The organism is Citrobacter sp. 50677481 (assembly GCF_001463265.1).
Taxonomy (GTDB): Bacteria; Pseudomonadota; Gammaproteobacteria; order Enterobacterales; family Enterobacteriaceae; genus Citrobacter_A; species Citrobacter_A sedlakii.
Genome location: NZ_LNHZ01000075.1, coordinates 322,895 through 340,310, shown reverse-complemented (window position 1 = coordinate 340,310; position 17,416 = coordinate 322,895). Strand labels below are relative to the sequence as shown.

Sequence of the window (17,416 nt, the reverse complement as noted above, 5' to 3'; positions counted from 1 at the left end):
TATGAAAGTTTGGCCCGTCAAACATAGCGCGTTACTACGACAGCCGGAGCGTTTTATCTCCCGGGAAGAGCTGAAGGGTTTGATTCAGACGGTGACGAACAATCTGGTCAACATCAAGGACGAGACTGGCCAATTCCTGCTACGCCTGGATGACGGACGTGTGATTGACACAAAAGGGTGGGCAGGATGGGAATGGACGCACGGCGTCGGTCTGTATGGAATGTATCAGTATTATCAGCAGACCGGTGATGAGTCGATGCGCGACATTATCGACAATTGGTTCGCCGACCGCTTTGCGGAAGGCGCCACCACCAAGAACGTAAACACCATGGCGCCGTTCTTAACGCTGGCGTATCGCTATGAGGAGACGCGTAATCCGGCGTACCTGCCCTGGCTGGACAGCTGGGCGGAATGGGCAATGAATGAAATGCCGCGTACCGACCATGGCGGAATGCAGCATATCACGCTGGCGGAAGAGAACCACCAGCAGATGTGGGACGATACGCTGATGATGACGGTGTTACCGCTGGCGAAAATTGGCAAGTTGCTCAACCGGCCGGAATATGTCGAAGAGGCAACCTATCAGTTCCTGCTACACGTGCAAAACCTGATGGACAGGGAAACCGGCCTGTGGTTCCACGGCTGGAATTATGACGGGCACCATAACTTTGCCAACGCCCGCTGGGCGCGCGGCAACAGCTGGTTGACCATTGTGATCCCGGATTTCCTGGAACTGGTCGATCTGCCGGAAAACAATGCGGTGCGTCGTTATCTGGCGCAGGTTCTGAAGGCGCAAATCGCCGCGCTGGCAAAATGCCAGGACGAAAGCGGACTGTGGCATACGTTGCTGGACGATCCGCAGTCCTACCTGGAAGCGTCTGCGACCGCGGGTTTTGCCTACGGCATACTGAAAGCGGTACGTAAACGTTATGTTGGCGCGGAATATGCCGGGGTTGCGGAAAAAGCCATTCGCGGCATTGTGCAGAATATCTCGCCGGAAGGGGAGTTGTTGCAGACCTCCTTCGGGACCGGAATGGGCAGCAATCTCGATTTCTATCGTGCGATCCCGCTCACCTCTATGCCGTATGGCCAGGCGATGGCGATGCTGTGCCTGACGGAATATCTGCGGAAATATTTCTGATTCAGAAGCAAAAACAAAACCCGGCGATAGCCGGGTTTATTCTGCTGGTAACCTTTTATTTTGCCAGCGTCATTCTCGTAAGGAATTACATCCGCTCTACGGTTTCGATACCCAGCGTATCGAGACCCAGCTTCAGGGTTTTAGCGGTCAGCAGCGCCAGTTTTAGCCGGCTGTTGCGCACATCGTCGTTCTCTGCGCTCAGAATCGGGCAATGTTCGTAGAAACCGGAGAACAGACCTGCGACATCATACAGATACGCGCACATGACGTGTGGCGTCCCTTCACGCGCGACAACGGTCAGCGTCTCTTCAAACTGCAACAGACGCGCGGCCAGCTGCGCTTCGCGATCTTCTCTGAGCACCACTCTCGCGCTGGCAAGGGCGCGCTCATCCAGACCAGATTTACGGAACACCGACAGTACGCGGGTATAGGCATACTGCATATACGGCGCAGTGTTACCCTCAAAGGCCAGCATGTTGTCCCAGTCAAAGATATAGTCGGTGGTGCGGTTTTTCGACAGATCGGCGTATTTCACCGCACCGATACCGACGGCGTTCGCCAGTTTTTCCAGCTCGTCGGCGGGCATATCCGGGTTCTTTTCCGCCACCAGACGGCGGGCGCGCTCAAGCGCTTCATCCAACAGATCGGCCAGCTTGACGGTGCCGCCAGCGCGGGTTTTGAACGGCTTGCCGTCTTTACCCAACATCATGCCGAACATGTGGTGCTCCAGCGGGACGGAATCCGGAACGTAGCCCGCTTTACGGACGATAGTCCATGCCTGCATCAGATGCTGATGCTGACGGGAGTCGATGTAATACAGCACGCGGTCAGCATGCAGGGTCTCATAACGGTATTTGGCGCAGGCGATATCCGTGGTGGTGTACAAATAACCGCCATCTTTCTTCTGAATGATAACCCCCATCGGTTCGCCTTCCTTGTTTTTATACTCATCAAGGAATACCACGGTGGCGCCTTCGCTTTCGACGGCCAGACCTTTGGCTTTCAGATCGGCCACGATGCCCGGCAGCATGGGGTTGTACAGGCTTTCACCCATCACATCATCGCGGGTCAGCGTGACGTTCAGGCGATCGTAGGTGATCTGGTTCTGCGACATGGTGATGTCGACCAGCTTGCGCCACATTTGCAGGAAATAGTCGTCGCCGCCCTGCAGTTTTACCACGTAGCTGCGCGCGCGCTCGGCAAAGGCTTCATCTTCGTCGTAGTGTTTTTTGGCTTCGCGATAAAAACCTTCGAGGTCCGCCAGCGCCATTTCACCGGCGTTTTCCTGTTGCTGTTTTTCCAGATAAGCGATCAGCATCCCGAACTGAGTGCCCCAGTCGCCTACGTGGTTCGCACGAATCACATGATGACCAAGAAACTCAAGGGTACGCACCGCGGCGTCGCCGATGATGGTGGAACGCAGGTGGCCGACATGCATCTCTTTCGCGACATTTGGCGCGGAGTAATCGACCACCACGGTCTGTTTCTCCGGCTTCGCTACGCCGAGGCGATCTGAGGTCAGCGCTTGCTCCACGCTTTCAGCGAGAAACGCGGGGTCGAGGAAAATATTAATAAAGCCCGGGCCAGCGATTTCAACCTTACTGGCGATACCGCTGAGATCCAGATGAGTCAGCACCTGCTCGGCCAGTTGTCGCGGCGCCATGCCCAGTTTTTTCGCCACCGCCATCATGCCGTTGGCCTGATAGTCGCCGAACTGTACTTTTGCTGACTGACGAACCTGCGGTTCGCAATCCGCAGGCGCGCCTGCGGCAATCATGGCCTGACTGACTTTTTCTGAGAGAAGAGCCTGAATATTCACCTGAATACCTTACGTTGATGAAGCGGGTTGAAATTTACCGCCGCAGTTTAAGAATCAAGGGCGGGAGTATACTGCAAATGGCCCCTTGCGTCAGCACTGCGCGGCCTGAACAACGTGCAGAAAATAAGCGATAAAAGCGTGCATAACCATGCATTCGGCAAATCCCGCAATCTGCGGTTGGTTGTGTCGGACCAACAGAGTAAATTAGCGGCTTTGAAACCTGTTAAGAGCTGACATTATGGCGAACTGGCAAACCCTCGACGAACTGCATGATATTTCCGCCGACCTCCCGCGATTCACGCGGGCGTTCACGGAACTTTCCACTCGCCTCGGTCTGGATATTACGCCGCTTGATGCCGACCATATCTCTTTGCGTTGTCATCAAAACGCCACTGCGGAACGCTGGCGGCGAGGCTTTGAACAATGCGGCAAACTGTTGTCGGAAAATATCATCAATGGCCGACCGATTTGTCTGTTTAAACTGGATGAGCCCGTCTGCGTCGCGCACTGGGCATTTAGCGTTGTTGAGCTGCCCTGGCCGGGCGATAAGCGCTATCCCCACGAAGGATGGGAGCATATCGAAATCGTTTTGCCGGGAGAGCCGGATACCCTGAACGCGCGTGCGTTGGCGCTGCTCGCCGATGACGGACTGAGCCAGCCGGGGATTGTCGTTAAAACCAGTTCGCCGAAAGGCGCGCATGAGCGTCTACCGAATCCGACTCTGGCGGTTACCGATGGTCACGTCACCGTTAAATTCCACCCGTGGTCAATTGAAGCGATCGTGGCAAGCGAACAGCAGGAGTGACAATGGCATTACTTGAGATCTGTTGTTACAGCATGGAATGCGCGCGCATCGCGCAGCAAAACGGCGCGGATCGTATTGAGCTTTGCGCCGCGCCGAAAGAAGGGGGCTTAACGCCTTCGCTGGGCGTGCTGAGTACGGTTCGCCAACAGGTGACGATCCCTGTTCATCCTATCATCCGTCCGCGCGGCGGCGATTTTTGTTATTCCGCAGGGGAGTTCGCCGCCATGCTTGAAGACGTGCGACAGGTGAGGGAGATGGGATTCCCGGGGCTGGTGATCGGTGTGCTGGATGCGGACGGCCACGTCGACTTGCCGCGCATGCAGCAAATTATGCAGGCGGCAGGGCCGCTGGCCGTGACATTTCATCGCGCCTTCGACATGTGTGCTAATCCATTAAAAGCACTTAACAATCTCGCGGAACTGGGCGTCGCCAGAGTGCTGACTTCGGGACAAAAATCAGATGCGGCGCAAGGTTTATCAATAATTTTGGAACTTATTGCCCACGCCGATGTTCCAATCATTATGGCCGGAGCAGGGGTTCGTGCAGCAAATCTGCAGCGTTTCCTCGATGCCGGGGTACGGGAAGTACACAGCTCAGCCGGAACGACACAGCCCTCGCCGATGCGTTATCGCAACCCAGGGTTGTCAATGTCAGCCGATAAGCAGGCGGACGAATACTCCCGCTATGTGGTTGACGGCGCCGCGGTTGCTGAAATGAAAGGAATCATTGCTCGCCATCAGGCCAAATGATTTTTACCGTTGCATCATGTCGCCCAATATGATGCTTGCTCGTACCAGGCCCCTGCCATTAACAGGGGCCTTTTTTTCTCCTGCATATTTCAGGCTGCCGCTGCGTTGGCCGCCTTGCTGCAACCTGAACTATTTTGGCGAAAACGTGCTACGAGTAGGCCGGGTAAGGCGTAGACGCCACCCGGCAAAATACTACGGCTTCGTGGCAATCAACACCGCACGCATCGGCGCCGGATAGCCTTCCACGGTTTTGCTGTGGTCGTTTGGGTCGAGGAACTGCTCCAGCGATTCGGTGATCATCCAGTCGGTGCGGCGCTGCTCTTCTGTGGTGGTGACGCAGACGTCAGCGATGCGTACGTCGACAAAACCACACTTCTCTAACCAGTTTTTCAACGCCAGCGCAGACGGAATAAAGTAGACGTTGCGCATCTGCGCGTAGCGATCGCCCGGTACCAGCACGGTGTTCTCGTCACCGTCGACCACCAGCGTTTCCAGCACCAGTTCACCGTCTTTCACCAGCTGATCTTTTAACTGCCAGAGATGCTCCAGCGGCGAGCGGCGATGATACAGCACGCCCATGGAAAAGACGGTATCGAAGGCGTTAAGCGCGGGCAACTGTTCAATACCGAGCGGCAGCAAGTGGGCGCGCTGATCGTTGCCCAGCAGTTTACGAACCGCTTCGAACTGGCACAGGAACAGCTGCGTCGGGTCAATGCCGACTGCCAGATGCGCGCCTGCGCCAATCATGCGCCACATGTGATAACCGCTGCCGCAGCCCACGTCGAGAATAGTCCGCCCGGTCAGGTCGGACAGGTGCGGCAGAACGCGATCCCATTTCCAGTCTGAACGCCACTCGGTGTCAATGTTCACGCCATACAAAGAGAATGGACCTTTGCGCCATGGCATCAGGTTGCGCAGTAGGGTATCGATACGCTTGAGCTGGCCCGGGGTAAGCGGTGTTTCGCTTTCTGCCGTAACGCTGTGCAGCAGATCCAGCCGGTCAGGCGTCAGGGCCGGAAGAAACGCCACCGCGTTGGCCCATTGCTTATACAGACCGTGCTGTTCGCGCTGCCAGGCGGCAATCTGCGCGGGCAAGGTTTCCAGCCAGTGGGAAAGCGCGTTTTTGGCAATCAGTTGATAAAAGTTACCAAAGTCGATCATGCCGGAACCTCAGCTTTCAGCGCCACCAGGGAACCAAAGTTAAAGCACTGGAACCAGAGTTCACTGTGTTCGAAACCCGCCTGGCGCAGACGCGCCTTATGGGTTTCGACCGAGTCGGTGAGCATCACGTTTTCCAGCATGCTGCGCTTCTGGCTGATCTCCAGCTCGCTGTAGCCATTCGCGCGCTTAAAGTCATGGTGCATGTTAAACAGCAACTCGCCGACTTTCGCATCTTCGAAGCTGAATTTTTCCGACAGCACCAGCGCGCCGCCCGGCATCAGCCCCTGGTAAATCTTATCCAACAACGCCTGGCGCTCAACTGGCGCAAGGAATTGCAGGGTAAAATTCAGCACCACCATTGAGGCATTTTCGATGGCGATGCTGCGGATGTCGCCCTCCACCACATCCACAGGCGTCGGCGCTTTATACGCGTCAATATGACGGCGACAGCGTTCAATCATTGCCGGAGAGTTGTCGACGGCGATGATTTTGCAATTTTGATGTTGAATATTACGCCGCACAGAGAGCGTCGCCGCGCCAAGAGAGCAGCCCAGGTCGTAAACCTGCGTGTCAGGCTGCACAAAACGTTCGGCGAGCATGCCAATCATCGAAATGATATTGGAATAGCCGGGAACGGAGCGCTGGATCATATCCGGGAAGACTTCAGCTACCCGTTCATCAAAGGTCCAGTCGCCCAGACTGGCGATTGGCGCAGAAAAAAGCGTGTCGCGGTGAGACATAACGTAAAAATCCGGGAAAAATAAAGGGGCGTATTGTGCGCTAATGCAGGGAGAAAACCAACTCCCATGGCATATACCACAGGTTCGCCAGCACCATTAGCAACAGCGCGCACCAGGTGGCGCTCATGCCTGACCGACGCCAGCGGAACAGCCGCTGATGGAAACCGTAGTAATGCATCAGCCGACCGGCAAGCAGAATGATGCCGCACAGGTGCACCATCCACGTTTCTGCGCCGTTCATTTCCATAAACAGCAGGAGCACCATCGCGATCGGAATATATTCTACCGCATTGCCATGGATACGAATGGCGCTCTGCAGTTCGCTAAAACCACCGTCGCCATAGGCAACGCGGTACTGCATTCGCAGACGGACGACATCAAATGAAAACTTAATTAACAGCAACGCACCTAATACGGCATATAGCGCGCTTACCATACAATGTCCCTTTTTGGCAGATGGCACGCCCTTATGATAGGGGGCAATTTCAGAAAAGAGAAGATTGCTGTGGGATGGAAGGTGCTGATCCGATCACTGGCAACACCGCACGCAAATCTTCCCACAGGGTGTCGACCAGCTCCGGCGCCTGCGCGATATCCGGGGTGTGCAAAAAAAGATACGGCGTGGTGGTTTGCTCCCAGCGTGGCAGTTTCGTCAGCCAGTCGGCGAAAAACGATTGATTCTGCGCCATATCATCACTGCCGATGAATCTCACCATCGGAGTGTTTGCTGTCACCAGCGCATGAACCGGCACTTTCGGCTTCTTGCGTTGGGCGTCGCGTATGGCTTCGGTGTGCGGGCGCGCCGCGTGAACCGGTCGGCTGTCGAGAATAACCCGGTTTACGCCGCGCTGATGCAGACCGCTGTTCAGCAACTGTTCCGCGTCGCCTTTGGCGAAAAATTCCGGATGACGAACCTCGACGCCGTAAGTGAAGCCCTTTGGCAGCGCGTCGAGAAACGACCAGAGGGCAGGAAGGTCCTGCGGGCCAAAGGTCGCGGGAAGCTGCAGCCAGTACTGCCCGATGCGCGTCTCCAGCGGGGACAGGCGGCTAAAAAACGCATGCGCCAGATCATCACAGTGGCGAAGAGCCGCCTGATGCGAAATGGTCGCCGGAAACTTAAAGCAGAAGCGAAAATCATCCGTGGTTTGCGCGTACCAGCGTTCGACAATCTCCGCCCTGGGAAGCGCGTACAGGGTGGTATTGCCCTCCACGCAATTAAAGTGGCGGGCATACTCTTCCAGACCGTTGATCCCCAGACGCACCCACTTGGGGTGCGACCATTGCGGCAGGCCGATGTATATCATAAGGCGCGAACGATCTCGTCCACGCTACGCACACGGGCGATACGCGGGAAGATGTGGGTCATGCTGCCCTGATGCTGTTCGGCGCTGGCCGCGCTGCAGGCGTCTTCGGCGATGATCAGGCTGAAACCCAGTTCCCAGGCGTTGCGGGCAGTTGATTCTACGCCGATATTGGTGGAGATACCGCACAGCACGACAGTGTCGATACCCCGACGGCGCAGTTGCAGCTCAAGGTCGGTCCCGTAAAAAGCGCCCCACTGGCGTTTGGTCACTTCCAGATCGCTTTCGGCTTTACCCAGCGCCTGCGGGTACGTCCACCAGTTTTCCGGCAGCGGGTGCGCGGGCGTCACGGCGTCAACGGGCTGTTTAAGCGCTTCGGCATAATCGTCGGACCAGCCAACGCGAACCATCACCACCGGCGAACCGTTGGCGCGAAACGCCTCCGCCAGGCGGGCAGCGCGCGTCACGACGTCAGTGGCGGAATGCGGGCCGCCAGCGAAGGGTAAAATCCCTTCCTGCAGGTCAATGACCACCAGGGCGGTGGTTTTTGCGTTCAGTTGCAGCATGATAACTCCCGTCGAAATTCAAAATTCCGTTACACCTTAATCGCGATTGCCCGTGTGACGGACGACAATTTTTGTTATTTTTTGTGAGAATACGCAATACCCGCGTACGAAACACGCGTACAGTCTGTAGCGGACTTATCGTCAGGCGGAATTTCCAGTATAATAGCCGCCTTTTTTCATCCAGTTGTGACATACAGTTAAAGCTGCGACAAAACAGCCTGCGGCTTATTAAGGGATATCTCATGCGTACAGAATATTGCGGACAGCTCCGTCAGTCCCACGTGGGGCAGCAGGTGACTCTGTGTGGTTGGGTCAACCGTCGTCGTGATCTTGGCAGCCTGATCTTTATCGATATGCGCGATCGTGAAGGCATCGTGCAGGTCTTTTTCGACCCGGATCGTGCGGACGCATTAAAGCTGGCCTCTGAACTGCGTAATGAGTTCTGCATTCAGGTGACGGGCACCGTGCGTGCGCGTGACGAGAAAAACGTCAACAGCGAGATGGCCACCGGCGAAATTGAAGTGCTGGCCTCCGATCTGACTATCATCAACCGCGCAGAATCGCTGCCGCTTGATTCAAACCACGTCAACACAGAAGAAGCGCGTCTGAAGTACCGTTATCTGGATCTGCGCCGTCCGGAAATGGCGCAGCGTCTGAAGACCCGCGCGAAAATCACCAGTCTGGTGCGCCGCTTTATGGACGATCACGGCTTCCTCGACATTGAGACGCCGATGCTGACCAAAGCCACGCCGGAAGGCGCGCGCGACTACCTGGTCCCGTCCCGCGTGCATAAAGGCAAATTCTACGCGCTGCCGCAGTCGCCGCAGCTGTTTAAGCAGTTGCTGATGATGTCCGGCTTTGACCGCTATTACCAGATCGTGAAATGCTTCCGCGACGAAGACCTGCGCGCTGACCGTCAGCCGGAATTTACCCAGATCGATGTGGAAACCTCCTTCATGACCGCCGAACAGGTGCGTGAAGTGATGGAAGCATTGGTACGTAGCCTGTGGCTGGACGTGAAAGGCGTGGATCTGGGCGATTTCCCCATTATGACCTTTGCGGAAGCCGAGCGCCGTTACGGTTCCGACAAGCCGGATCTGCGCAACCCGATGGAGCTGGTGGACGTTGCCGATCTGCTGAAGTCCGTCGAATTCGCGGTATTCTCCGGCCCGGCGAACGATCCGAAAGGGCGCGTAGCCGCGCTGCGCGTACCCGGCGGCGCGGCGCTGAGCCGTAAGCAGATCGACGACTACGGTAACTTCATCAAGATCTATGGCGCAAAAGGTCTGGCCTACATTAAGGTCAATGAGCGCGCGAAGGGACTTGAAGGCATCAACAGCCCGGTCGCGAAATTCCTCAACGCGGAAATTGTTGACGCGATCCTCGAGCGCACCGCCGCCCAGGATGGCGATATGATCTTCTTCGGCGCGGACAACAAGAAAGTGGTGGCCGATGCGCTGGGCGCGCTGCGTCTGAAGCTGGGTAAAGATCTGAATCTCACCGACGAAAGCAAGTGGGCGCCGCTGTGGGTGATCGACTTCCCGATGTTTGAAGACGACGGTGAAGGCGGTCTGACCGCAATGCACCACCCGTTCACCTCGCCGAAAGACATGTCCGCCGCTGAGCTAAAAGCCGCGCCGGAAAATGCGGTCGCCAATGCCTACGACATGGTCATTAACGGTTACGAAGTGGGCGGCGGTTCCGTACGTATTCATAACGGCGAAATGCAGCAGACCGTGTTTGGCATTCTGGGGATTAACGAACAGGAACAGCGTGAGAAGTTCGGCTTCCTGCTGGATGCGCTGAAATACGGCACGCCGCCACATGCGGGTCTGGCATTTGGTCTGGATCGTTTGACCATGCTGCTGACCGGTACCGATAATATTCGTGACGTTATTGCCTTCCCGAAAACGACCGCCGCAGCCTGTCTGATGACCGAAGCGCCGAGCTTCGCGAACCCGGCAGCGCTGGCTGAGCTGGGTATCGACGTGGTCAAAAAGGCTGAGAAAAACTGATATGGCATACAAACAGCCTGTCTCGGTGTTAGTCGTAATCTATGCAGAAGACACCGGGAAAGTGCTGATGTTGCAGCGACGCGACGACCCGGATTTCTGGCAGTCGGTAACCGGAAGCCTTGAAGACGGTGAAACCGCGTCGCAAGCCGCCGTGCGTGAAGTAAAGGAAGAGGTCGCCATTGACGTTGCCGCTGAGCAACTGACCTTAATCGACTGTCAGCGCACGGTGGAGTTTGAGATTTTTTCACATTTACGTCATCGCTATGCGCCGGGCGTGGCGCGCAATACAGAATCCTGGTTCTGCCTTGCGTTGCCGCATGAGCGGCAGATTGTGTTCACCGAACACCTGACCTACCAGTGGCTTGATGCGCCCGCGGCGGCGGCGCTCACCAAGTCATGGAGCAACCGGCAGGCGATTGAAGAATTTGTAATTAACATCGCCTGAAAAGGCATGCTTTTTGAGGAAATATTTATGGCAGGTCATAGTAAATGGGCCAACACCAGACATCGTAAAGCGGCGCAGGATGCTAAGCGCGGTAAAATCTTCACCAAAATCATTCGTGAACTGGTGACGGCTGCCAAACTGGGCGGTGGCGATCCGGACGCTAACCCGCGTCTGCGCGCAGCGGTTGATAAAGCGCTGTCCAATAACATGACCCGTGACACCCTGAACCGCGCGATTGCCCGCGGTGTGGGCGGTGATGATGATGCCAACATGGAAACCATCATCTATGAAGGTTACGGTCCTGGCGGTACGGCAATCATGGTGGAATGCCTGTCTGACAACCGTAACCGTACTGTTGCGGAAGTGCGTCATGCGTTCAGCAAATGCGGCGGTAACCTGGGTACCGACGGTTCCGTGGCCTATCTGTTCAGCAAAAAAGGCGTGATCTCCTTTGAGCAGGGCGATGAAGACACCATTATGGAAGCGGCGCTGGAAGCGGGTGCGGAAGATGTGGTGACCTTCGACGACGGCGCGATTGACGTCTACACCGCGTGGGAAGATATGGGTAAAGTGCGTGACGCGCTGGAAGCCGCGGGTCTGAAAGCGGACAGCGCGGAAGTGTCTATGATCCCGTCAACCAAAGCGGACATGGATGCGGAAACCGCGCCAAAACTGCTGCGTCTGATCGACATGCTTGAAGATTGTGACGACGTGCAGGAAGTTTACCACAACGGTGAAATCTCTGATGAGGTTGCAGCTACCTTAGAATGATGTGGCTTAATCCCGTTACCACCGGAGGCGCGTGATGTCCATCATACTGGGTATTGACCCGGGCTCTCGCGTGACCGGCTATGGCGTAATTCGCCAGGTCGGCAGACAGCTGACCTATCTCGGTAGCGGCTGCATCCGTACGAAAGTGGACGACCTTCCGTCGCGCCTGAAGCTGATATACGCGGGCGTGACGGAAATCATCACCCAGTTTCAGCCAGACTACTTCGCTATTGAACAGGTGTTTATGGCGAAGAATGCGGACTCCGCGCTCAAGCTGGGGCAGGCGCGCGGCGTGGCGATTGTCGCAGCGGTCAACCAGGCGCTGCCGGTATTTGAGTATGCGGCGCGCCAGGTGAAGCAGACCGTGGTGGGCATCGGTAGCGCTGAAAAAAGCCAGGTGCAGCATATGGTGCGCACCTTGCTGAAACTCCCGGCCAATCCACAGGCCGATGCGGCGGATGCGCTGGCAATTGCCATCACTCACTGCCACGTCAGTCAGAATGCGATGCAAATGAGCGAGTCGCGTCTCAATCTTGCGCGAGGTCGCTTGCGATAATGACAAATGAGGCTGGATATCTATCCAGCCTTTTTTTATGATACAGCTTTATTTTTCGGCCCCAACGCAGGAGCGTAATGTGATAGGCAGACTCAGAGGCATTATTCTGGAAAAACAACCCCCGCTGGTGTTGCTTGAAGTGGGCGGCGTCGGTTACGAAGTGCATATGCCGATGACCTGTTTTTATGAGCTCCCGGAATCCGGAAAAGAAGCGACGGTCTTTACCCATTTTGTGGTGCGCGAAGACGCGCAACTGCTGTACGGTTTCAACAACAAGCAAGAGCGTACTCTGTTCAAAGAGTTGATTAAAACCAACGGCGTGGGGCCAAAACTGGCGCTGGCAATTCTCTCCGGGATGTCCGCACAGCAGTTCGTTAACGCCGTCGAGCGTGAAGATCCCGCAGCGCTGGTGAAGCTGCCCGGCATTGGCAAAAAAACCGCCGAACGCCTGATCGTCGAAATGAAGGACCGTTTCAAAGGTCTTCACGGCGATCTGTTTACCCCTGCGGCCGATCTGGTGCTGACCTCTCCGGCCAGCCCGGCGGTGGAAGACGCGGAGCAGGAAGCGGTTGCGGCGCTGGTGGCGCTGGGCTATAAACCTCAGGAAGCCAGCCGTATGGTGAGTAAAGTCGCTCGCCCGGACGCCAGCAGTGAAACACTGATCCGCGAAGCCCTGCGCGCCGCGTTATGAGGTAAAGGATGATAGAAGCAGATCGCCTGATTTCGGCAGGCGCCACCATTGCAGAAGAGGTGGCCGATCGTGCCATTCGCCCGAAATTACTGGATGAATATATCGGTCAACCGCAGGTGCGTTCGCAAATGGAGATATTTATCCAGGCGGCGAAACTGCGCGGCGACGCGCTTGACCATCTGCTGATTTTTGGACCGCCGGGGCTTGGCAAAACCACGCTTGCGAATATCGTGGCGAATGAAATGGGCGTGAACCTGCGTACCACATCAGGCCCGGTGTTGGAGAAAGCCGGTGACCTGGCGGCGATGCTCACCAACCTGGAACCGCATGACGTGCTGTTTATCGATGAGATCCATCGACTGTCGCCGGTGGTGGAAGAGGTGCTGTACCCGGCGATGGAAGACTATCAGCTGGACATTATGATTGGCGAAGGACCAGCAGCGCGTTCCATTAAAATCGATTTACCGCCGTTTACGCTAATTGGCGCGACGACCCGCGCCGGATCGTTGACTTCGCCGCTGCGCGACCGCTTTGGTATCGTCCAGCGCCTAGAGTTTTATCAGGTGCCCGATCTTCAGCATATTGTGGGCCGCAGCGCTCGCTTTATGGGGCTTGAGATGAGCGATGACGGGGCGCTGGAAGTCGCGCGACGCGCGCGCGGTACGCCGCGTATTGCCAACCGCTTGCTCAGACGCGTCCGTGATTTCGCCGAAGTGAAGCATGATGGCACGATTTCAGCGGATATTGCCGCCCAGGCGCTGGACATGCTGAATGTCGATGCGGAAGGGTTTGATTATATGGACCGCAAGCTGTTGCTGGCGGTGATTGATAAGTTCTTTGGCGGTCCGGTCGGGCTCGATAACCTGGCGGCGGCAATCGGTGAAGAGCGCGAAACCATTGAAGATGTGCTGGAGCCGTATTTAATTCAGCAGGGCTTTTTGCAACGTACGCCACGCGGAAGAATGGCGACGGTGCGGGCCTGGAACCATTTTGGTATCACCCCGCCGGAAATGCCTTAAATCTGCTGAGTGACGCCTGATGGCGTCACCCTTATCAGGTCTGGAACGGCGAAATAAAGCCTGTGCTTTTGTGCGGTGTTTTTCCTGAAGATGGCGGGAGCTTACTGCGCCCGTTGTCGACCCCGGTCGGGGGTTCTCATCCCCCCGGAATGTGCATATGCGAAAAAAAAGCCCATACTTTCGTACGGGCTCTTTCTCAAATATGGCGGTGAGGGGGGGATTGACTCGCTTCGCTCGCCCTGCGGGCTGCGCCCGTTGTCGACCCCGGTCGGGGGTTCTCATCCCCCCGGAATGTGCAATATGCGAAAAAAAAAGCCCATACTTTCGTACGGGCTCTTTCTTAAAGATGGCGGTGAGGGGGGGATTCGAACCCCCGATACGTTGCCGTATACACACTTTCCAGGCGTGCTCCTTCAGCCACTCGGACACCTCACCAAATTGTCGCTCCGCGTTACCGGAACGGGCGCTAATTTAGGGAAATACCGCGCCTGCGTCAATCAACTTTTCGCAAAAACCGTGCGTTTACACAAACTTCCACCAACATGCAGCTTAATTGAGCGGAAACCGCTTTTTTTGCCAGCGTCCGGGAATTTGCTATGCTGAACATCCTTTTGAAAACGATGATAATAAGTGCGCCCGATGCCGCACAACAACCCGCAGGAGTCAGTATGGATATCATTTTTTATCACCCTACGTTTGATACCCCCTGGTGGATCACCGCACTGGAAAACGCTATCCCAAACGCAAAAGTGAGGGCGTGGAAACCGGGCGATAACGATCCGGCGGACTACGCCCTGGTCTGGCATCCGCCTGTCGAAATGCTTGAAGGTCGCAGACTGAAGGCGGTATTTGCACTCGGTGCGGGAGTGGACTCGATACTCAGCAAACTCAAAGCCCATCCCAACATGCTTGACCCGGCAATCCCGCTATTTCGCCTGGAAGATACCGGAATGGGCCTGCAAATGCAGGAATATGCGGTCAGTCAGGTGCTGCACTGGTTCCGACGTTTTGACGATTACCAGGCGCTAAAAAATCAGCGCCAGTGGCAACCGCTACCGGAATACAGCCGCGAGGAATTTACCGTCGGCATCATGGGGGCGGGCGTGCTGGGGGCGAAAGTCGCCGAAAGCCTGCAGGTCTGGGGATTTCCGCTACGCTGCTGGAGCCGCAGCCGCAAATCCTGGCCAGGCGTGGAGAGCTTTGCCGGAACAGAAGAGCTTGGCGCGTTTCTCAGCCAGACGCGCGTGTTAATCAACCTGTTGCCCAATACCGCAGAAACGGTCGGCATTATTAATGGCGAACTGCTGGATCAATTGCAGGACGGCGCTTATGTACTTAACCTCGCGCGGGGCGTGCATGTCAATGAAGACGATTTGTTAGACGCGCTGAACCGCGAAAAATTGAAAGGTGCCATGCTCGATGTGTTCAGTCGTGAACCGCTCCCTGCCGACAGCCCGCTATGGGCGCATCCCCGGGTGGCAATGACGCCGCATGTGGCTGCAGTGACACGTCCGGCGGAAGCCGTCGCGTATATCTCGCGCACTATTCAGCAACTCGAAAATGGCGAAACGGTCAGCGGACAGGTCGATCGCACGCGAGGTTATTAACGCCAGCCCGGCTTGCGCCGGGTTAACGCTAATAAACGTGGGCGATTCCTGCTATCCTTGTCGAAAAATGACTACAGGAGAGAGACATGTATCCCGTTGACCTGCATATGCATACCGTTGCCAGCACCCATGCCTACAGTACCCTCAGTGATTATATCGCGCAGGCGAAACGCCAGGGGCTGAAGCTGTTTGCGATCACCGATCATGGCCCGGATATGGCGGATGCGCCGCACCACTGGCATTTTATCAACATGCGTATCTGGCCGCGACTGGTGGATGGGGTAGGGATCCTGCGAGGCATTGAAGCGAATATCAAGAATGTCGACGGTGAAATTGACTGCACCGGCCCCATGCTCACTTCACTGGATCTGATCATCGCCGGGTTTCATGAGCCGGTTTTTGCGCCACATGATGAAGCCACGCATACCCAGGCAATGATCAACACCATGGCCAGCGGCGTGGTGCATATCATTAGTCACCCGGGTAACCCAAAATATCCGGTCGATATCACCGCCATCGCCGAAGCCGCGGCAAAGTATCAGGTGGCGCTGGAAATTAACAACTCCTCCTTCCTGCACTCCCGGAAGGGCAGCGAAGCCAACTGTCGCGCCGTGGCTGCTGCGGTACGCGATGCCGGAGGTTGGGTTGCGCTGGGGTCCGATTCCCATACCGCTTTTACCATGGGCGACTTCGGTGAGTGCCGTAAGATCCTGGATGATGTGGGCTTCCCTGAAGAGCGCATTTTAAACGTGACGCCGAGACGGTTGCTGAATTTCCTTGAGACCCGAGGAATGGCGTCCATCCCAGAGTTTGCAGACCTTTAATCACCACTGACTGGACGATTTTGATGAACGAGTTTTCTATCCTGTGCCGCGTGCTGGGATCGTTGTATTACCGCCAACCCCAGGATCCGTTGCTGGTTCCGCTTTTTACCCTTATTCGCGAGGGCAAGCTGTCGGCTAACTGGCCGCTTGAGCAGGACGAACTGTTAAGCCGTTTGCAGAAGAGTTGCGACATGTCGCAGCTGGCGGCGGATTATAACGCGCTGTTTGTCGGCTCGGAGTGTTCGGTGCCGCCATACCGTAGCGCATGGGTGGAAGGGGCAACGGAAGCGGAAGTGCGCGCATTTTTGTCTGCGCGCGGGATGCCGCTTGCCGATACGCCCGCCGATCATATTGGAACTCTGCTGCTTGCGGCCTCATGGCTGGAAGATCAATCAGCGGAAGATGAAAGCGAAGCGCTGGAAACCTTGTTCGCTGATTACATCCTGCCGTGGTGCGGCACTTTTCTGGGGAAAGTGGAAGCCCATGCGGTTACCCCGTTTTGGCGGACAATGGCGCCCCTTACCCGTGACGCTATCGGTGCGATGTGGGATGAATTAGAGGAAGAGTCTGACGAGTAATGTGATCTAAATCACTTTGGTTTTGTAACGTACGAATCTTGTTGCATGATTTGTGTGCGCGATCTCATTCATCATGTCGTTTTCTGCTATGATGCGCGGCATGAACATACTTCTCTGTATTGCAATTACGACGGGCATCCTCTCCGGGATTTGGGGATGGGTGGCCGTTTCTCTTGGTTTACTGAGCTGGGCCGGTTTTTTGGGCTGTACAGCCTATTTTGCCTGCCCGCAGGGCGGACTGAAAGGCCTCGTTATCTCGGCCTCAACGCTGTTAAGCGGGGTGGTGTGGGCGTTGGTCATTATTCACGGCAGCGCACTGACGCCGCATCTTGAGATCGTTGGCTACGTCATGACTGGCGTCGTGGCGTTTCTGATGTGCATCCAGGCGAGGCAGGTGCTGTTGTCGTTTGTGCCGGGAACCTTTATTGGCGCTTGCGCCACGTTTGCCGGACAGGGCGACTGGCGACTGGTATTGCCCTCGCTGGCGGTGGGGCTGCTGTTTGGCTTCGCGATGAAAAACAGTGGATTGTGGCTGGCTTCGCGCCGCGAAAGGCAGAATGTGCAAACGGTCATCAGTAAATGAGCAGCGCCTGATGGCGCTGCGCTGTCATCCAACAGTGAAATGTTC

At 56.1% G+C, this 17,416-nt stretch carries 19 protein-coding genes and 1 tRNA gene; 13 read left to right on the top strand and 7 right to left on the bottom strand.

All coding sequences use genetic code 11. The features are described 5' to 3' along the window. Position 1: 1 nt before the first annotated feature. Positions 2-1,141, top strand: coding sequence for a glycoside hydrolase family 105 protein (locus tag APU02_RS23390; RefSeq protein WP_060571380.1), 1,140 nt, complete (start codon positions 2-4; stop codon positions 1,139-1,141). Positions 1,142-1,226: 85 nt separating this feature from the next. On the opposite strand, the gene argS is transcribed toward APU02_RS23390, so the two are convergent. After that, the gene (argS, locus tag APU02_RS23385; protein WP_060571379.1) at positions 1,227-2,960 is read right to left on the bottom strand and encodes an arginine--tRNA ligase; all 1,734 of its coding nucleotides are present in this window, start codon (positions 2,958-2,960) and stop codon (positions 1,227-1,229) included. Positions 2,961-3,198: 238 nt separating this feature from the next. Between argS and APU02_RS23380 the strand changes: the two genes are divergently transcribed. Further along, positions 3,199-3,765 carry a VOC family protein gene (locus APU02_RS23380; RefSeq protein ID WP_060571378.1) on the top strand — a complete coding sequence of 189 codons (567 nt, stop codon included), beginning with the start codon at positions 3,199-3,201 and terminating at the stop codon, positions 3,763-3,765. Between the two features lie 2 nt (positions 3,766-3,767). Beyond that, positions 3,768-4,514, top strand: a complete 747-nt coding sequence (cutC, locus tag APU02_RS23375) for a copper homeostasis protein CutC (RefSeq protein ID WP_060571377.1) — start codon at positions 3,768-3,770, stop codon at positions 4,512-4,514. A 192-nt stretch (positions 4,515-4,706) separates the two neighbouring features. Here cutC and cmoB read toward each other — a convergent pair whose 3' ends face one another. Genes cmoB through APU02_RS23350 form a run of 5 tightly spaced genes read right to left on the bottom strand, consistent with a single transcriptional unit; the run spans position 4,707 to position 8,282 of the window. After that, a complete protein-coding gene (gene cmoB / locus APU02_RS23370) occupies positions 4,707-5,675 on the bottom strand; it encodes a tRNA 5-methoxyuridine(34)/uridine 5-oxyacetic acid(34) synthase CmoB (protein ID WP_060571376.1) in 969 nt (322 codons plus the stop codon). Then, the gene (gene cmoA / locus APU02_RS23365; protein ID WP_060571375.1) at positions 5,672-6,415 is read right to left on the bottom strand and encodes a carboxy-S-adenosyl-L-methionine synthase CmoA; all 744 of its coding nucleotides are present in this window, start codon (positions 6,413-6,415) and stop codon (positions 5,672-5,674) included. Before cmoA ends, cmoB begins: the two co-directional genes overlap by 4 nt. A 40-nt stretch (positions 6,416-6,455) precedes the next feature. Then, entirely contained in the window at positions 6,456-6,851 is a 396-nt protein-coding gene (locus APU02_RS23360) for an MAPEG family protein (protein ID WP_042283868.1), read from the bottom strand. A 49-nt stretch (positions 6,852-6,900) separates the two neighbouring features. Next, positions 6,901-7,719 (bottom strand): DUF72 domain-containing protein, encoded by an 819-nt coding sequence (locus APU02_RS23355; protein WP_042283866.1) that lies wholly within the window; start codon positions 7,717-7,719, stop codon positions 6,901-6,903. Beyond that, on the bottom strand, positions 7,716-8,282 hold the full coding sequence (locus tag APU02_RS23350) for a hydrolase (protein WP_060571374.1): 567 nt from the start codon (positions 8,280-8,282) through the stop codon (positions 7,716-7,718). The genes APU02_RS23355 and APU02_RS23350 overlap by 4 nt, the downstream gene beginning before the upstream one ends. Positions 8,283-8,524: 242 nt before the next feature. Between APU02_RS23350 and aspS the strand changes: the two genes are divergently transcribed. The 6 genes from aspS (at position 8,525) to ruvB (ending at position 13,779) form a co-directional block, all read left to right on the top strand. Continuing rightward, positions 8,525-10,297 carry an aspartate--tRNA ligase gene (aspS, locus tag APU02_RS23345; RefSeq protein WP_042283861.1) on the top strand — a complete coding sequence of 591 codons (1,773 nt, stop codon included), beginning with the start codon at positions 8,525-8,527 and terminating at the stop codon, positions 10,295-10,297. A 1-nt stretch (position 10,298) separates the two neighbouring features. After that, complete coding sequence (nudB, locus tag APU02_RS26410) at positions 10,299-10,742, top strand: dihydroneopterin triphosphate diphosphatase (RefSeq protein WP_060571373.1); 444 nt, start codon at positions 10,299-10,301, stop codon at positions 10,740-10,742. A 27-nt stretch (positions 10,743-10,769) separates the two neighbouring features. Beyond that, positions 10,770-11,513: a YebC/PmpR family DNA-binding transcriptional regulator gene (locus APU02_RS26405; protein ID WP_042283855.1), complete on the top strand. Its 744-nt coding sequence runs from the start codon at positions 10,770-10,772 to the stop codon at positions 11,511-11,513. Positions 11,514-11,547: 34 nt separating this feature from the next. Continuing rightward, a complete protein-coding gene (ruvC, locus tag APU02_RS23330) occupies positions 11,548-12,069 on the top strand; it encodes a crossover junction endodeoxyribonuclease RuvC (protein ID WP_042283852.1) in 522 nt (173 codons plus the stop codon). Positions 12,070-12,148: 79 nt separating this feature from the next. Further along, entirely contained in the window at positions 12,149-12,760 is a 612-nt protein-coding gene (ruvA, locus tag APU02_RS23325; protein ID WP_042284736.1) for a Holliday junction branch migration protein RuvA, read from the top strand. Positions 12,761-12,768: 8 nt separating this feature from the next. Further along, on the top strand, positions 12,769-13,779 hold the full coding sequence (gene ruvB / locus APU02_RS23320) for a Holliday junction branch migration DNA helicase RuvB (protein ID WP_042283850.1): 1,011 nt from the start codon (positions 12,769-12,771) through the stop codon (positions 13,777-13,779). A gap of 347 nt (positions 13,780-14,126) precedes the next feature. On the opposite strand, the gene APU02_RS23315 is transcribed toward ruvB, so the two are convergent. Next, positions 14,127-14,214, bottom strand: a tRNA-Ser gene (locus APU02_RS23315). Positions 14,215-14,447: 233 nt separating this feature from the next. Between APU02_RS23315 and ghrA the strand changes: the two genes are divergently transcribed. The 4 genes from ghrA to APU02_RS23290 all read left to right on the top strand — a co-directional run bounded on the left by ghrA (position 14,448) and on the right by APU02_RS23290 (position 17,371). Then, a complete protein-coding gene (gene ghrA, locus APU02_RS23305; RefSeq protein WP_060571371.1) occupies positions 14,448-15,386 on the top strand; it encodes a glyoxylate/hydroxypyruvate reductase GhrA in 939 nt (312 codons plus the stop codon). An 86-nt stretch (positions 15,387-15,472) separates the two neighbouring features. Beyond that, complete coding sequence (locus APU02_RS23300) at positions 15,473-16,210, top strand: phosphatase (protein WP_060571370.1); 738 nt, start codon at positions 15,473-15,475, stop codon at positions 16,208-16,210. Between the two features lie 23 nt (positions 16,211-16,233). Next, positions 16,234-16,788: a molecular chaperone gene (locus tag APU02_RS23295; protein ID WP_060571369.1), complete on the top strand. Its 555-nt coding sequence runs from the start codon at positions 16,234-16,236 to the stop codon at positions 16,786-16,788. Positions 16,789-16,888: 100 nt separating this feature from the next. Further along, positions 16,889-17,371 (top strand): DUF1097 domain-containing protein, encoded by a 483-nt coding sequence (locus APU02_RS23290; RefSeq protein ID WP_131729058.1) that lies wholly within the window; start codon positions 16,889-16,891, stop codon positions 17,369-17,371. Positions 17,372-17,416: the final 45 nt, after the last annotated feature.

Excerpts from the sequence above, each read along its gene's own strand:
- APU02_RS23295 (WP_060571369.1), top strand. The coding sequence starts at position 16,234 with ATGAACGAGTTTTCTATCCTGTGCCGCGTGCTGGGATCGTTGTATTAC.
- cmoA (WP_060571375.1), bottom strand. The coding sequence starts at position 6,415 with ATGTCTCACCGCGACACGCTTTTTTCTGCGCCAATCGCCAGTCTGGGC.
- aspS (WP_042283861.1), top strand. The coding sequence starts at position 8,525 with ATGCGTACAGAATATTGCGGACAGCTCCGTCAGTCCCACGTGGGGCAG.
- APU02_RS26405 (WP_042283855.1), top strand. The coding sequence starts at position 10,770 with ATGGCAGGTCATAGTAAATGGGCCAACACCAGACATCGTAAAGCGGCG.
- ruvC (WP_042283852.1), top strand. The coding sequence starts at position 11,548 with ATGTCCATCATACTGGGTATTGACCCGGGCTCTCGCGTGACCGGCTAT.
- APU02_RS23390 (WP_060571380.1), top strand. The coding sequence starts at position 2 with ATGAAAGTTTGGCCCGTCAAACATAGCGCGTTACTACGACAGCCGGAG.
- APU02_RS23355 (WP_042283866.1), bottom strand. The coding sequence starts at position 7,719 with ATGATATACATCGGCCTGCCGCAATGGTCGCACCCCAAGTGGGTGCGT.
- APU02_RS23290 (WP_131729058.1), top strand. The coding sequence starts at position 16,889 with ATGAACATACTTCTCTGTATTGCAATTACGACGGGCATCCTCTCCGGG.
- APU02_RS23350 (WP_060571374.1), bottom strand. The coding sequence starts at position 8,282 with ATGCTGCAACTGAACGCAAAAACCACCGCCCTGGTGGTCATTGACCTG.
- cmoB (WP_060571376.1), bottom strand. The coding sequence starts at position 5,675 with ATGATCGACTTTGGTAACTTTTATCAACTGATTGCCAAAAACGCGCTT.
- nudB (WP_060571373.1), top strand. The coding sequence starts at position 10,299 with ATGGCATACAAACAGCCTGTCTCGGTGTTAGTCGTAATCTATGCAGAA.
- APU02_RS23360 (WP_042283868.1), bottom strand. The coding sequence starts at position 6,851 with ATGGTAAGCGCGCTATATGCCGTATTAGGTGCGTTGCTGTTAATTAAG.
- ruvB (WP_042283850.1), top strand. The coding sequence starts at position 12,769 with ATGATAGAAGCAGATCGCCTGATTTCGGCAGGCGCCACCATTGCAGAA.
- APU02_RS23380 (WP_060571378.1), top strand. The coding sequence starts at position 3,199 with ATGGCGAACTGGCAAACCCTCGACGAACTGCATGATATTTCCGCCGAC.
- cutC (WP_060571377.1), top strand. The coding sequence starts at position 3,768 with ATGGCATTACTTGAGATCTGTTGTTACAGCATGGAATGCGCGCGCATC.
- ghrA (WP_060571371.1), top strand. The coding sequence starts at position 14,448 with ATGGATATCATTTTTTATCACCCTACGTTTGATACCCCCTGGTGGATC.
- APU02_RS23300 (WP_060571370.1), top strand. The coding sequence starts at position 15,473 with ATGTATCCCGTTGACCTGCATATGCATACCGTTGCCAGCACCCATGCC.